Source organism: Alloyangia pacifica (genome assembly GCF_020524285.1).
GTDB classification, from domain to species: Bacteria; Pseudomonadota; Alphaproteobacteria; order Rhodobacterales; family Rhodobacteraceae; genus Salipiger; species Salipiger pacificus_B.
Genome location: NZ_JAIVKX010000001.1, coordinates 109,104 through 122,087, shown reverse-complemented (window position 1 = coordinate 122,087; position 12,984 = coordinate 109,104). Strand labels below are relative to the sequence as shown.

General features: G+C 68.8%; 15 protein-coding genes. 3 read left to right on the top strand and 12 right to left on the bottom strand.

Features of this window, described 5'->3' with window-relative positions; translation table 11 throughout:
• Positions 1-18 precede the first annotated feature (18 nt).
• The 3 genes from speB to LC039_RS00560 all read right to left on the bottom strand — a co-directional run bounded on the left by speB (position 19) and on the right by LC039_RS00560 (position 3,388).
• Complete coding sequence (speB, locus tag LC039_RS00570) at positions 19-978, bottom strand: agmatinase (RefSeq protein ID WP_226621117.1); 960 nt, start codon at positions 976-978, stop codon at positions 19-21.
• Between the two features lie 4 nt (positions 979-982).
• Positions 983-2,149: a M20 aminoacylase family protein gene (locus LC039_RS00565; protein WP_226621116.1), complete on the bottom strand. Its 1,167-nt coding sequence runs from the start codon at positions 2,147-2,149 to the stop codon at positions 983-985.
• A 78-nt stretch (positions 2,150-2,227) separates the two neighbouring features.
• Positions 2,228-3,388 carry a M20 aminoacylase family protein gene (locus tag LC039_RS00560; RefSeq protein WP_226621115.1) on the bottom strand — a complete coding sequence of 387 codons (1,161 nt, stop codon included), beginning with the start codon at positions 3,386-3,388 and terminating at the stop codon, positions 2,228-2,230.
• Positions 3,389-3,451: 63 nt separating this feature from the next.
• Between LC039_RS00560 and mazG the strand changes: the two genes are divergently transcribed.
• A complete protein-coding gene (mazG, locus tag LC039_RS00555) occupies positions 3,452-4,324 on the top strand; it encodes a nucleoside triphosphate pyrophosphohydrolase (RefSeq protein ID WP_226621114.1) in 873 nt (290 codons plus the stop codon).
• Positions 4,325-4,416: 92 nt separating this feature from the next.
• Positions 4,417-5,427, top strand: coding sequence for a Fe(3+) ABC transporter substrate-binding protein (locus LC039_RS00550; RefSeq protein WP_226621113.1), 1,011 nt, complete (start codon positions 4,417-4,419; stop codon positions 5,425-5,427).
• A gap of 197 nt (positions 5,428-5,624) precedes the next feature.
• Here the strand turns inward: LC039_RS00550 and LC039_RS00545 are convergent, their stop codons facing one another.
• Positions 5,625-6,767: an alpha-D-ribose 1-methylphosphonate 5-triphosphate diphosphatase gene (locus LC039_RS00545; RefSeq protein WP_226621112.1), complete on the bottom strand. Its 1,143-nt coding sequence runs from the start codon at positions 6,765-6,767 to the stop codon at positions 5,625-5,627.
• Between the two features lie 73 nt (positions 6,768-6,840).
• Between LC039_RS00545 and LC039_RS00540 the strand changes: the two genes are divergently transcribed.
• Entirely contained in the window at positions 6,841-7,524 is a 684-nt protein-coding gene (locus LC039_RS00540; RefSeq protein ID WP_226621111.1) for a DUF1045 domain-containing protein, read from the top strand.
• Here the strand turns inward: LC039_RS00540 and phnN are convergent.
• The 8 genes from phnN to phnG form a co-directional block, all read right to left on the bottom strand.
• Positions 7,506-8,075, bottom strand: coding sequence for a phosphonate metabolism protein/1,5-bisphosphokinase (PRPP-forming) PhnN (gene phnN, locus LC039_RS00535; protein WP_226621110.1), 570 nt, complete (start codon positions 8,073-8,075; stop codon positions 7,506-7,508). The genes LC039_RS00540 and phnN overlap by 19 nt on opposite strands.
• Positions 8,072-8,755, bottom strand: coding sequence for a phosphonate C-P lyase system protein PhnL (gene phnL, locus LC039_RS00530; protein WP_226621109.1), 684 nt, complete (start codon positions 8,753-8,755; stop codon positions 8,072-8,074). Before phnL ends, phnN begins: the two co-directional genes overlap by 4 nt.
• Positions 8,756-8,819: 64 nt before the next feature.
• Entirely contained in the window at positions 8,820-9,590 is a 771-nt protein-coding gene (gene phnK / locus LC039_RS00525; protein WP_226621108.1) for a phosphonate C-P lyase system protein PhnK, read from the bottom strand.
• Positions 9,587-10,456, bottom strand: coding sequence for an alpha-D-ribose 1-methylphosphonate 5-phosphate C-P-lyase PhnJ (locus LC039_RS00520; protein WP_226621107.1), 870 nt, complete (start codon positions 10,454-10,456; stop codon positions 9,587-9,589). The genes phnK and LC039_RS00520 overlap by 4 nt, the downstream gene beginning before the upstream one ends.
• Positions 10,453-10,857 carry a hypothetical protein gene (locus LC039_RS00515; protein WP_226621106.1) on the bottom strand — a complete coding sequence of 135 codons (405 nt, stop codon included), beginning with the start codon at positions 10,855-10,857 and terminating at the stop codon, positions 10,453-10,455. Before LC039_RS00515 ends, LC039_RS00520 begins: the two co-directional genes overlap by 4 nt.
• Positions 10,854-11,945: a carbon-phosphorus lyase complex subunit PhnI gene (locus LC039_RS00510; protein WP_226621105.1), complete on the bottom strand. Its 1,092-nt coding sequence runs from the start codon at positions 11,943-11,945 to the stop codon at positions 10,854-10,856. The genes LC039_RS00515 and LC039_RS00510 overlap by 4 nt, the downstream gene beginning before the upstream one ends.
• Positions 11,945-12,526 (bottom strand): phosphonate C-P lyase system protein PhnH, encoded by a 582-nt coding sequence (phnH, locus tag LC039_RS00505; RefSeq protein ID WP_413463803.1) that lies wholly within the window; start codon positions 12,524-12,526, stop codon positions 11,945-11,947. The genes LC039_RS00510 and phnH overlap by 1 nt, the downstream gene beginning before the upstream one ends.
• Positions 12,526-12,975 carry a phosphonate C-P lyase system protein PhnG gene (phnG, locus tag LC039_RS00500; RefSeq protein WP_226621104.1) on the bottom strand — a complete coding sequence of 150 codons (450 nt, stop codon included), beginning with the start codon at positions 12,973-12,975 and terminating at the stop codon, positions 12,526-12,528. Before phnG ends, phnH begins: the two co-directional genes overlap by 1 nt.
• Positions 12,976-12,984: the final 9 nt, after the last annotated feature.

Below are 12,984 nucleotides of genomic sequence, written 5' to 3'. Positions count from 1 at the left end.
GGGATTGTGCCCATCGCGTCAGCGCCGGGTCCAGCCCCAGAGGCAGAGCAGCTCGGTCGCCACATGCGCCCCGGCGATGGCCGTGGCGCCGGTGGTGTCGAAGGGCGGCGAGACCTCGACCACGTCGCCTCCGACAAGATTGATCCCCGCCAGCTCGCGCAGGCAGACCGCCGCCTGATGGCTCGACAGCCCGCCCCAGACCGGCGTGCCGGTTCCCGGCGCGAAGGCCGGATCGAGCGCGTCGATGTCGAAACTCAGGTAGACCGGGTGGCCGCGCACGATCTCGCGCGCCTTGGCCGCGACCGCCTCCGGACCGATGCGATGCAGCTCGCGCGCATCGATGATGTTGAAGCCCAGCGTGTCAGGATTGTCGGTCCGGATGCCGATCTGCACCGAGCGCGCCGGGTCCACCAGCCCCAGCTTCACCGCCTTGTACATGAAGGTGCCGTGGTCGATCCGGCTGAAATCGTCGTCCGCCCAGGTGTCGGTATGGGCATCGAACTGGATCACCGACATGGGGCCATACTTTGCGGCATGGGCCTTCAGGATCGGCAGGGTGATCGAATGGTCGCCGCCCAGGGTTACCGTTGCCGTGTCCGTCGCGAGGATGCCCGCGATATGCGTCTCGAGCGTGTCGGGGAAGGCCGGGACATTGGCGTAGTCGAAAGCCAGGTCGCCGTAGTCGGCGATGGCGAATTCCGACAGCACGTCAAAGCCCCAGCCATAGGGCGCATCGCAGGGCTGCAGCAACGAGGCCTCGCGGATCGCCCGCGGGCCGAAGCGCGTGCCGGTGCGGTTGGTCACCGCCTGGTCGAAGGGCACGCCGGTCACCGCGATATCGGCGCCCGAGAGATCCTTGGTGTAGCGCCGCCGCAGGAAGGAGGTCGCGCCCCCGAAGACATTCTCGAAACTCGGCCCCTTCAGCGCGGCGCGGGTGAAGGCGTGGTCGATCTGGGATTTCGCGTCCTCGAGGGCCATGGGGTCACTCCTGCAGCGGCAGCGCGGTCTCGATCAGCCGCGCGAAGAAGCTGGCGCCGATCGGCGCGATCTCGTCGTTGAAGTCGTACTTGGGGTGGTGGCAACCGAAGGTGTCGCCCTGCCCGAGGAAGAGGTAGGCGCCGGGCCGCGCCTCGAGCATATAGGAGAAATCCTCGGCGGGCATGATCGGATCGCAATCATCCACCACCTTGTCCGCGCCCACCACCTCGCGCGCCACCTGCGCGGCGAAGGCCGCCTGCTCGGGGTGGTTCACCGTCACCGGGTAGCCGCGGTGATAGGTCAGCTCGGCGGTGCAGCCGTAGACCTGCGCCTGCGCCTCGACGATCTCGCGGATGCGGCGCTCGGCCAGATCGCGCGTCTCGGTCGAGAAGCAGCGCACGGTGCCGGTGAGGTAGGCGGTGCCGGGAATGATGTTGAAGGTGGTGCCGGCGTGGAATTCGGTGACCGAGACCACCAGACGATCGAGCGCATTGACGTTGCGGCTGACAATCGTCTGCATCGCCTGCACGATGGCCGCCCCCGCCGGGATCGGGTCGATGCACTCCTGCGGCGAGGCGCCGTGGCCGCCCTTGCCGATGATGTCGATGCGAAATTCGTCGGCCGAGGCCTGCAGCGCCCCGGCGGTGGTCAGGAAATGCCCCTGCGCATCGCCCGGCGCATTGTGCATGCCGTAGACCTCCGAGACGTCGAACCGGTCCATGATGCCCTCGTCGAGCATCGCCTTGGCCCCGGCGCCGCCCTCTTCGGCGGGCTGGAAGATCAGCGCCACGCGGCCCGCGAAATTGCGCGTCTCGGCAAGGTACTTGGCGGCGGCGAGCAGCATGGTGGTGTGGCCGTCATGGCCGCAGGTATGCGCCATGCCCGGCACGGTCGAGGCGTAGTCGGCGCCCGACAGATCCTCCATCGGAAGCGCGTCCATGTCGGCGCGCAGCGCGATGGTGCGGCCCGTGCCGCGCCCCTCGATGATCGCCACCACGCCCGATTGCGCGATGCCCTCGTGGATCTCGGTGATGCCGAAGCTCTTGAGCTTGCCCACCACGAACTTCGCCGTCTCGTGGCAGTCGTAGAGCAGCTCGGGGTTCTGGTGCAGGTGACGGCGCCAGGCCTTCAGCGTCTCGGCATCGGCGGCGATGGAATTGATCACGGGCATGCGGGCTCTTTTCTCGGGTCTTTCCCCGGCCGGGATGGCCGGGGGGCGTGTCTTGCCCGCAATGAAGACCGAAAAGCCTTACGCCCGCAAGGGTTGCCGCGTTTCGATCAGCTTCACGAAATAGGAGGCGCCAAGCGGTGCCGCCTCGTCGTTGAAGTCGAACTTCGGGTGGTGCACCGACGGGCCGATCCCCTGCCCCAGGTAGACGAAGGACCCGGGCCGCGACTCGAGCATGTAGGAGAAATCCTCCGCCCCCATCGAGGGCGCGACCTCGTCCAGCACCTCGGGCACCACGCCCTGCGCCACCTTCACCGCGAACGCGGTCTGCGCGGCGTGGTTGACGGTCGGCGGGTAGTTCGGCTGGAAATCCAGCGCCGCGGCGACGCCGTAGGCCATGGCCTGACCATCCACGATCTCGCGCAGGCGGCGCTCGGCCATGGCACGGATCTCGGGGTCGAAGCTGCGGATCGTGCCGGCCATGCGCACGGTCTCGGGGATCACGTTGGTGGCCGAGCCGCCCTGCACCGTGGTCAGCGAGACCACCAGCGATTTCAGCGGGTCGGCATTCCGCGACGGAACCGACAGGAGTGCCTGCCCGATCGCCAGCGCGCAGGGCACCGGGTCGATGCAGAGGTCGGGATGCGCCGCGTGGCCACCCTTGCCGGTCAGCACCAGTTCGAAGTCATCCACCGCCGCCATGATCGGCCCCTTGGTGGTCGCCATGGTGCCCAGTGGCAGCGAGGGGTCGGTGTGGATGGCGTAGACCTCGGAAATCCCGAAGCGGTCCATGATGCCCTCCTCGACCATGATCCGCCCGCCGCCGATGGTCTCTTCGGCGGGTTGGAAGATCAGCGCCACCTTGCCCGCGAAGTTGCGCGTCTCCGACAGGTATTTCGCCGCGCCGAGCAGCATGGTGGTGTGGCCGTCGTGGCCGCAGGCGTGCATCTTGCCGGGCACGAGGCTGGCGTGCTCCGCGCCGGTCTCCTCCTCCATCGGCAGCGCGTCCATGTCGGCGCGCAGCCCTGTCACCGGGCCCTCGCCCTGCCCCTCGATGATCGCGACGACGCCGGATTGGGCGATGCCCTCGTGAATCTCCGTGATCCCGAACTCGCGCAGCCGCGCCACGACGAAGGCCGCCGTCTCGTGGCAATCGAGGCTCAGCTCGGGGTTCTGGTGCAGATGACGGCGCCAGCCGCGCATCTCGTCGGCGTAATCCGCGATCCGGTTCACGATGGGCATGGGTGGACTCCTGAAGGTCTTTGAAGCAGGAAAAGGTCAAATACCGATATAGCGGAGATGTCCATGACCAGCGATCCGAACGGCGATCTGATCCACGCTTCACGTGGCGGCATGCCCCGCCTGCTGGAGATCATGCGCCGCCTGCGCGACCCCCAGACCGGCTGTCCTTGGGACCTCGAGCAGGACTTCGCGACCATCGCCCCCTACACCATCGAGGAAGCCTACGAGGTCGCCGACGCCATCGAGCGCGAGGCCTGGGGCGAGCTGAAGGGCGAACTGGGCGATCTGCTGTTCCAGTCGGTGTTTCACGCGCAGATGGCCGAAGAGCGCGGGCTGTTCAGCTTCGACGAGGTGGCCGACACCATGTCCGACAAGATGGTCGCCCGCCATCCGCATGTCTTCGGCGACGAGAGCAACGAGAAATCCCCCGAACAGCAGGTTGCCGACTGGGAGAAGATCAAGGCCGCCGAACGCGCCGCCAAGGCGGAGAAGGGCGTTCTGGATGGCGTCGCCATGGGGCTGCCGGCGCTGTTGCGCGCGGTGAAGCTGCAGAACCGCGCGGCGCGCGTCGGTTTCGACTGGCCCTCCACGGATGAGGTCATCGACAAGCTGATCGAGGAGACGCAGGAGCTGCGCGAGGCCACCGATCCCGACCACGCCGAAGAGGAATTCGGCGATCTGCTCTTCGTCATGGCCAACCTCGCGCGGCACATGAAGATCGACCCCGAGCAGGCGCTGCGCCGCGCCAACGCCAAGTTCACCCGCCGGTTCAAGTCGATCGAGGCGGCGCTCGAGGCCCAGGGCAAACGCCCCGAGGACAGCGATCTTGCCGAGATGGACGCGCTCTGGGACGAGGCCAAGGCCGCCGAGAAGGCGGAAAAGGCCGCGCGTGCCCGCGCCCATGCCACCCAGACGCAGCCGGAGCGCAATTCCTGATCTTTCCCATAGGGCATTGATCTGATAATTTCTCTCGGGTAATTGGCCCCCTGCGACTAGCCAATCCCGACTTGCACAACCGGAGGACTTTGATGCTGCGTCTCGGAACCGCCCTCGCCCTGATTGCCCCCACGCTCGCGGCGACCCCCGCGCTGGCCGAAGAGGTGAACCTCTACTCCTACCGTCAGCCCGAGCTGCTGCAGCCGCTGACCGACGCCTTCACCGAAGCCACCGGCATCGACGTGAACGTCGCCTATATCGACAAGGGCCTCGAAGAGCGCCTTGTGGCCGAGGGCGACCGTTCGCCCGCGGACCTGATCTTCACCGTCGACATCTCGCGCCTCGCCGCCGCCGTGCAGGCGGGCGTGACCCAGCCGGTCGAGAGCGACATCCTCGAAGAGAACGTCCCGGCGCAATACCGCGACCCCGACGGGCAATGGTTCGGCCTGACGACGCGCGCGCGCATCGTCTATGCCTCGAAGGACCGGGTGGACCCGTCGGAGATCACCACCTACGAGGACCTCGCCGACCCCAAGTGGAAGGGGCGCATCTGCACCCGTTCGGGCACCCATGACTACAACGTGGCGCTGGTTGCGGCGATGATCCATCACCACGGCGAAGAGTATGCCAAGGAATGGCTGACGGGGCTGAAGGACAACCTCGCCCGCCGTCCGCAGGGCAACGACCGCGCGCAGGTCAAGGCGATCTGGGCTGGCGAATGCGACATCAGCCTCGGCAACACCTACTACATGGGCCAGATGCTGAACGACCCCGAACAGGTCGAATGGGCCGACTCGGTCAACGTGCTCTTCCCCGAGTTCGAAAACGGCGGCACCCATGTGAACATCTCGGGCGTCGCGATGACCAAATCCGCGCCGAACCGCGACAACGCCCTGAAGATGATGGAATACCTGACCTCGCCCGAGGCGCAGGAGATCTACGCCCACGCCAACTTCGAATATCCGATCGCGCCGGGCTCCGAGGCCGACGCACTGGTCAAGGGCTGGGGCAGCTTCACCGCCGACGACACCAACCTGATGACCCTCGCCGAGCAGCGCGGCGCGGCGCTGCGTCTGGTCGAAGAGGTCGATTACGACGGCTGATCCCGGCCGCACCGTAGCTGAACAAGAAGGGGCCCTGCGGGGCCCCTTCTTCATGCGCTACGCCACCGGCAAGGGCGTTGAGGGGGCGCTGCCCCCTCGCCGCTTCGCGCCTCACCCCGGCGTATTTTCCCAAGAGAAGAAGGACGTGGCGCGTAGCCCCGTGCTTCTTCTCTTTCCAAATACGCACATCCCGCGCCTCACGCCACGCGGCGCCCGTGGCTCCAGACGCCGCGCAGGCAGGGCTGGCCCTCGATGCGCTTCACCCGCACCACGTCGGCGAGCAGCCCGGGCGCAAGCCGGCCCCGGTCGTCGAGACCGGAGGCGGCGGCGGGCGCCGCGCTCACCGTGGCGACGCCGCGCGGCAGGTCGTCCCAGAGATCGGCGAGCAGGAAGGCCGCACCGATCAGCGCCGCCGGCACGTAGTCCGACGAGAGGATGTCCAGCAGGTCCAGCCGCGCCAGTTCCTCCGCCGCGACATTGCCCGAGTGCGAGCCGCCGCGGATGAGGTTCGGCGCGCCCATCATCACCGCGATGCCCGCCGCCTTGCAGGCCCGCGCCGCGTCGACCGTGGTCGGGAACTCGGCCAGCCGCACGCCGTAACCGCGGCTCACCTCGACATGCTCGGCGGTGGTGTCGTCATGGCTCGCCAGCACCGCCCCGAGCCGCCGCGCCGCCGCAACCGCACCCGCCTCATGCGCCGCGCCGAGCTCGCTGCGCAGCCGCGTGAGGTTGTCCACATGCGCGTCGAAATCATCCGACGACAGCCCGTGCTTGCCGCACATGTAGTCGCGGTATTTCTCGATGTCGCGGAACTGCCGCTGCCCCGGCGTGTGGTCCATCAGCGACAGGATCCCGACCCGGTCGGCGGCGCCGAACTCGGCCAGTTCGTCGAGCAGCGTCTCCGAGCAGGTCTCGGCGCGCAGGTGCAGGAAATGGCTGATCTTCAGCATCTCGCGGCCCCGCGCCTCGAGCAGCTCCCCCGCCAGCGCCCGCGCGTACTTGCCGTATTTCGACTTGCCGTCGGTCACCACCGAGCCGACGCGCATGGCGTCGAACACCGTGGTGATGCCGCAGGACGCCAGCTCGGCATCATGCGCGAGGATCGCCGCCGCATGCGGCCAGTTCACCTTGGGGCGCGGCTGCATGTGGCGTTCGAGGTTGTCGGTGTGCAGCTCGATCAGCCCGGGGATCAGCAGATCGCCCGCGCAGTCCTCGGCTCCCGCCACGGTGGTATTGCCGGCATCGACCGCCTCGATCCGCCCGCCCTGCATCACCAGCGTGCCGGCGATCACCTCGTTCTCGAGCACGATCCGCGCATTGCTCAGGATGGTCCGTGCCATGTCTCTACCTCTTTCTCTCGGCGCTCTTTGCGCCGTCATGCAACTGTGACATGACGCTGTCATGACGCGCGCCATGCAAGATTATTCCCGTTACGCCATCTACTACGCCCCGCAACCGGGGCCGCTGGCCGATTTCGCCGCCGCCTGGCTGGGCTGGGACCCGGCAAGCGGCCTTTCCGTTCCGCATCCGGCGCTGCCCGGCCTGCCGCGCCCGGTCGCCGAGATCACCGAGACTCCGCGCAAATACGGTTTTCACGGCACCTTGAAGCCGCCGATGCGGCTGACCGGCAGTGCCGAGGCGCTGCACGCCGACCTTGGCGCGCTGGCGACGCGGCTGGCGCCGGTAACGCTACCCGGCCTCGCGCTCACGCGCATCGGCAGCTTTCTCGCGCTGACCACCGAGGGCGATGCCACGCCACTCGCCCGGCTCGCCGCCAATGTCGTCGAGGGATTGGACCCTCACCGCGCACCGCCCTCCGACGCAGAGCTGGAGCGCCGCCGCCGGATCCGGCTGAGCCCGGCGCAGGAAGAGAACCTCGCGCGCTGGGGCTACCCCTACGTGATGGAGGAGTTCAAATTCCACCTCACGCTCACCGGCAAGCTGGCCTTCGGCGAGGCCGAGCAGGTGGCCGAGGCGCTGGAGCCGGTTCTCGCGCCGCTGCTGCCGCAGCCCTTCGAGGTCCGCGACCTGTGCCTTTTCGGCGAGGCCGTGGACGGGCGCTTCCACCTGCTTCACCGCTACGCCCTCACCGGCTGAAGCAGGGCCACCAGCCGGGCCGCGGCGATCTCCAGCGGCCCGGAGTTGTCGATCTCGTGCACCCTCTGACCCCGTCCTGTTTCCTGCGGCAGCGGCAGCGCCGCGCGCGCGAGCCGCGCCTCGATCTGCGCCGCGCTCTCGCGTCCCCGCGCCGCCAGCCGCTCGGCGAGCACCTCGGGGCGCGCGGTGACATGCAGCACCTCCAGCTCGGGCAAGACCCGCGCCGCCTGCTCCAGTGCCCCGCGCGAGCCGTTGAACACCACCGGGCGGCCCACGTCGCGCGGCGCCAGCTCGGACCAGCGGATGCCGTAGCGCAGCCCATGCGCGCCCCAGTGCAGGGCGAAGGCGCCCTCGTCCAGCATGCCCGCAAACACCTCTTCGGAGACCGCGAGACAGGGCTCACCCCCCGCCTCCGGCGCGCGGGTGACGACGCGCTGCACCACGTGCAGCCCGGGAACCTGCGCCGCCGCCGCGGCCAGCAGGCTGTCCTTGCCGACCCCGGAGGGGCCGACGAGGGCGAAGACCGGAGCCCTGCTTTCGGGGCCGCTCATGCCGCCCGCGCCGGGGTGAAGCCGCTGACGTCGATCTCGCGGTCGCAGACCGCCTCGCGCGCCTCGGCGTCGTGGAAAATGCCGATGATCGCCGCCCCGCGCGCCTTGGCCTCCGCGATCAGTTCCAGCACGACCGCGCGGTTGGTGGCGTCCAGCGAAGCGGTCGGCTCGTCGAGCAGCAGCGCCGGGAAGCCATGGGCAAAGCCGCGCGCGATATTGACCCGCTGCTGCTCGCCGCCCGAGAAGGTGGTGGGCGAGAGGCTCCAGAGCCGTTCGGGGATGTTGAGCCGCGCCAGCAGCTCGCGCGCCCGCGCCTCGCCTGCCTCTGCACTGCCGCCCGCGGCCAGCACCGGCTCGGCCACCACCTCCAGCGTCGGCACCCGCGGCACCACGCGCAGGAACTGGCTGACATAGCCCAGCACCTCGCGGCGCAGCGTCAGGATCTCGCGCGGTTCGGCCCGCGCCACATCCACATCGCCGACCATGATGAGCCCGGCCCCGGCAAGGTAATTGCCGTAGATCATCCGCATCAGCGTGGACTTGCCCGCGCCGGAATTGCCCACCAGCGCCACGCATTCCCCGGGCGCCACCGAGAGCGACGCGCCCTCCATCACCGGGATCACCGCGCTGCCCTGGTTGTGCAGCACGAAGCTCTTCGACACGTCCGAGATCCGGATCATTGCCCCTGTCCTTCTTCTCTTTCCAAATACGCAAATCCCGCCCGCGCCACGGGCGCGGCGACGCTCATACCTGCAGCACGCTCGACACCAGCAGCTGGGTGTAGCCATGCTGCGGATCGTCGAGCACCTGGTCGGTGAGCCCGGTCTCAACGACGTGCCCGCCCTTCATCACCATCAGCCGGTCGGCGAGCAGGCGCACCACCGCCAGATCGTGCGTCACGATCACCGCCGAGAGGCCCATCTCGCGCACCAGCCCGCGCAGCAAGTCCAGCAGGCGCGCCTGCACCGACACGTCAAGGCCGCCGGTGGGCTCGTCCATGAACACCAGCCGCGGGCCGGTGACGAGGTTGCGGGCGATCTGCAGGCGCTGCTGCATGCCGCCCGAGAAAGCGCGCGGGCGGTCGTCGACGCGGTCCTCGGTGATCTCCACCCGGCCCAGCCAGTCGATCGCCTGCGCCCGGATATCGGCGTAGTTGCGCGCGCCCACGGCCATCAGCCGTTCGCCGACGTTGCCGCCCGCCGAGACGCCCATGCGCAGCCCGTCGCGGGCGTTCTGGTGCACGAAGGCCCAGTCGGTGCGCGCCAGCATCCGGCGCTCGGGCTCGGACATGGTGAGCACGTCGCGCGGACCTTCCGCGCGGGTGTCGAAGACCACCTTGCCCGCGTCGGGGGCCAGCTGCCCCGACAGGCAGGACAGCAGGGTCGACTTGCCCGAGCCGCTTTCGCCGACAATGCCCATGACCTCGCCGGGCCAGAGATCGAAATTCACGTTGCCGCAGCCAAGCCGCGCGCCGTAATGCTTGGTGACGCCCTGTACGGAGAGCAGCGGGGTCATGCGTATTCCTCCTGCGGGGAGAGTGCGCCGCGATGGCCCTGGGCCTGCCGCGTGGCGCAGAAATCGGTGTCGGAGCAGACGAACATCCGCCCGCCCGCGTCATCTGTGATCACCTCGTCGAGGTAGCTCGTGCCGCAGCCGCAAAGATCGCAGGCGTGGTCGGCCTTGCTGGCCTCGAAGGGGTGGTCCTCGAAATCGAGGCTGACCACCTTGGTGTGCGGCGGCAGCGCGTAGATGCGCTGTTCGCGGCCCGCGCCGAAGAGCTGGATCGCCGCGTTCTCGAGCTTGGGGTTGTCGAACTTGGGGATCGGCGAGGGATCCATCACGTAGCGCCCCTCGACCTTCACCGGATAGGCATAGGCCGTCGAGATCGCGCCATTGTGGGCGATGTCCTCGTAGAGCTTGACGTGCATCAGCCCGTATTCCTCGAGCGCGTGCATCTTGCGGGTCTCGGTTTCGCGCGGTTCCAAAAAGCGCAACGGCTCGGGGATCGGCACCTGGTAGACGAGGATCTGCCCCTCCTCGAGCGGCTGCTCGGGGATGCGGTGGCGGGTCTGGATGACCGATGCCTCGGCGGTGTGCTCGGTGGTCTCGACCTCGGCGGTGCGCTCGAAGAACTTGCGGATCGAGACGGCGTTGGTGGTGTCATCGGCGCCCTGGTCGATGACCTTGAGCCGGTCCTCGGGGGTGAGGCAGGCGGCAGTCACCTGCACACCCCCCGTCCCCCAGCCGTAGGGCATGGGCATCTCGCGGCTGGCAAAGGGCACCTGGTAGCCCGGCACCGCCAGCGCCTTGAGCAGCGCGCGGCGGATCATCCGCTTGGTCTGCTCGTCGAGATAGGCAAAGTTGTAGGCCTGATCGGTCATGACTCGGGCTCCTCGCCGAAGAGATAGATTTCACCCCAGACGATCTCGTCGCCCAGTTCGGGGTCGCTGAAGGCTTCCAGCAGCCCCTCGTCCGGCGCGCCGTCCTCGTCGAGCGGCAGGTCCGAGGGGGCCGCGATCAGCTTGATGTCCTCGATGCTGCTCGCCACGCCGCCGCATTCCGCGACATGCTCCGAGAGCTGCACCTCGACCTCGGCCAGCGAATTGGCCGAGAGGCAGATCCACAGCACCGCCAGCACCGCGTCCTCGTCGACAGCCTCTTCGTCGTCCCCGAAGAAGGGACAGGGCGTGCCCGGCATGCGGACCACCTCGACCAATGCGCAGTACCAGTCCTGACCCTTGCCCAGCTCGGGCAGTTTCGCCCCGTGATATCCCTTGCTCATTCCGCAGCCTCCTTGACGCTTGCCATGCCCATCGCCTCTGCCCGCATCTTGCGGACCAGTTCCAGCTCGGACTGGAAGTCGACGTAGTGCGGCAGCTTGATGTGTTCGAGGAAGCCTGTCCCCTGAATATTGTCGGAATGTGCCAGAACGAACTCCTCGTCCTGCGCCGGGGCGCCGAGGTACTCCTCGCCCAGTTCCTCCCAGCGCAGCGCCCGGTCGACCAGCGCCATGGAGATCGCCTTGCGCTCGGTCTGGCCGAAGACCAGCCCGTAGCCGCGGGTGAACTGCGCGGGCTCGGTCTTCGATCCGGCGAACTGGTTGACGGTCTCGCATTCGGTGAGGGTCAGCTCGCCGATGCAGACGGAGAAGCCCAGCTCCGGCACCTCCATCTCGACCTCGACCGCACCGATGCGCAGCTCGCCGACGAAGGGGTGGTTGCGGCCGTAGCCGCGCTGGGTGGAATAGGCCATGCCCAGCACGAAGCCCTCGTCGCCGCGGGTCAGCGCCTGCAGGCGCAGCGGGCGGCCGGCGGGGTATTCCATCGGCTCGCGGGTCATGTCGGGGGGCGTGCCGTCAGAGCGCGGCTCGTCCTGGATCAGCCCGTCCTTGTTGAGAAACTCGGTGACCCGCGGCGTCGGCTCGCGGCGCGGCTCGGAGGTCCGCGCGCGGGGCGCCTCGCCCTCTGCTTCAAGTGCGAAGTCGAGCAAACGGTGCGTGTAGTCGAAGGTCGGCCCCAGCACCTGCCCGCCCGGCACGTCCTTGAAGGTCGCGCTGATGCGGCGGTCGCAGCGCATGGCGGTGGTTTCCACCGGCGCTGAATGCCCCAGCCGCGGCAGGGTCGTGCGGTAGGCGCGGATCAGGAAGATCGCCTCGATCAGATCACCGCGCGCCTGCTTGATCGCCAGCGCCGCGAGATCGGGATCGTAGAGCGAGCCTTCGGCCATCACCCGGTTCACCGCCAGCGCCATCTGCTCGCGGATCTGCGGCACGGTCAGCTCGGGAACGGTGGCATCGCCGCGCCGCTCCTCGGCCAGCCATTCATGCGCCGCGTCGATCGCGCGCTCGCCGCCTTTCACAGCCACATACATCAGAGCGCCTCCACTTTGGTTGTCCGCGGCAGCGCCGCCAGCCTGTCCCGCGCGGTGAAGTAGCAATCCCATCCCAGCGGGAAGAGCAGGCGGTTGCGCGCGAAGCCGTCGGTTTCGGGCAGGCTCAGCGCCGCCTCGGTCTCGATGCCGGGGCCGGTGAGCTTCATACCCGCGCTCTCCAGCGCCTCAACTTCGACGATCAGCGTCACCGAGCGGTCGGGGTATTCGGCGGTGCCGATGCGGTAGCGGTCCAGCGGCTTCAGCGCCTCCCAGCCGCCGAGGGCGAACATCGCCTCTTCGGCGGCCACGACCGGCGCGCCGATGTGAAAGGCGATCCAGCGCTTCAGCGCCTCACTGTCGCAGCCCGGGGCCAGGTGGATCGGCGTCTCGCGGTCGCAGAGGGTCAGCAGGAGCACCGCCGCCGCCGTGGAAATCCCCGGCGCCTCGGCACCCGCGACCGTCTCGATCTTGCCGGGCCGCGCCATGACCTCCAGCGCCGCGCGGAAGGCCCGCGCCGCCTGCACCGGGGCGTCGGCAAAACCGCCCGTGAGCACGTCGCCGTTCAAAACATCTGCCTGCATCATTCCCCCCGCACCATGGTGAAGAAGTCCACCTTCGTCGCCGCGGCCTTCGCCGCCCGGCCCTCGCGCCGCGCCGCTTCCTCGGCGGCCAGCGGCGCCAGCACCGAGCTCTGCATTTCGTCCGCACGCGCGCCCTGCATCAGCGCATCGACCAACGCGGCGCGCTCGGCATGGGCGCGGTTGCGGCCCTGCACATGCGCGTGCCCCACCTCGCCACTCGCCAGCCGCAGCGCGCAGCGGGTCACGGTCATCTCGCCGAGGTTGAAGGGCGCACCGGTGCCGCCCATGCGGCCGCGCACCATGACGCCGCCCGTTTCCGGCACGCGCAGCCAGTCGAAGCCGGGCAGCTCCGCGCTCTCGAGCAGCGCTGCCAGCCGCTGCGCCGGGGCGCGGGCCAGGAGGCCCATCCAGCCCCGCCGCGCGGCGATTTCCTGTTCAGGAGTTTCCATCTGGACACC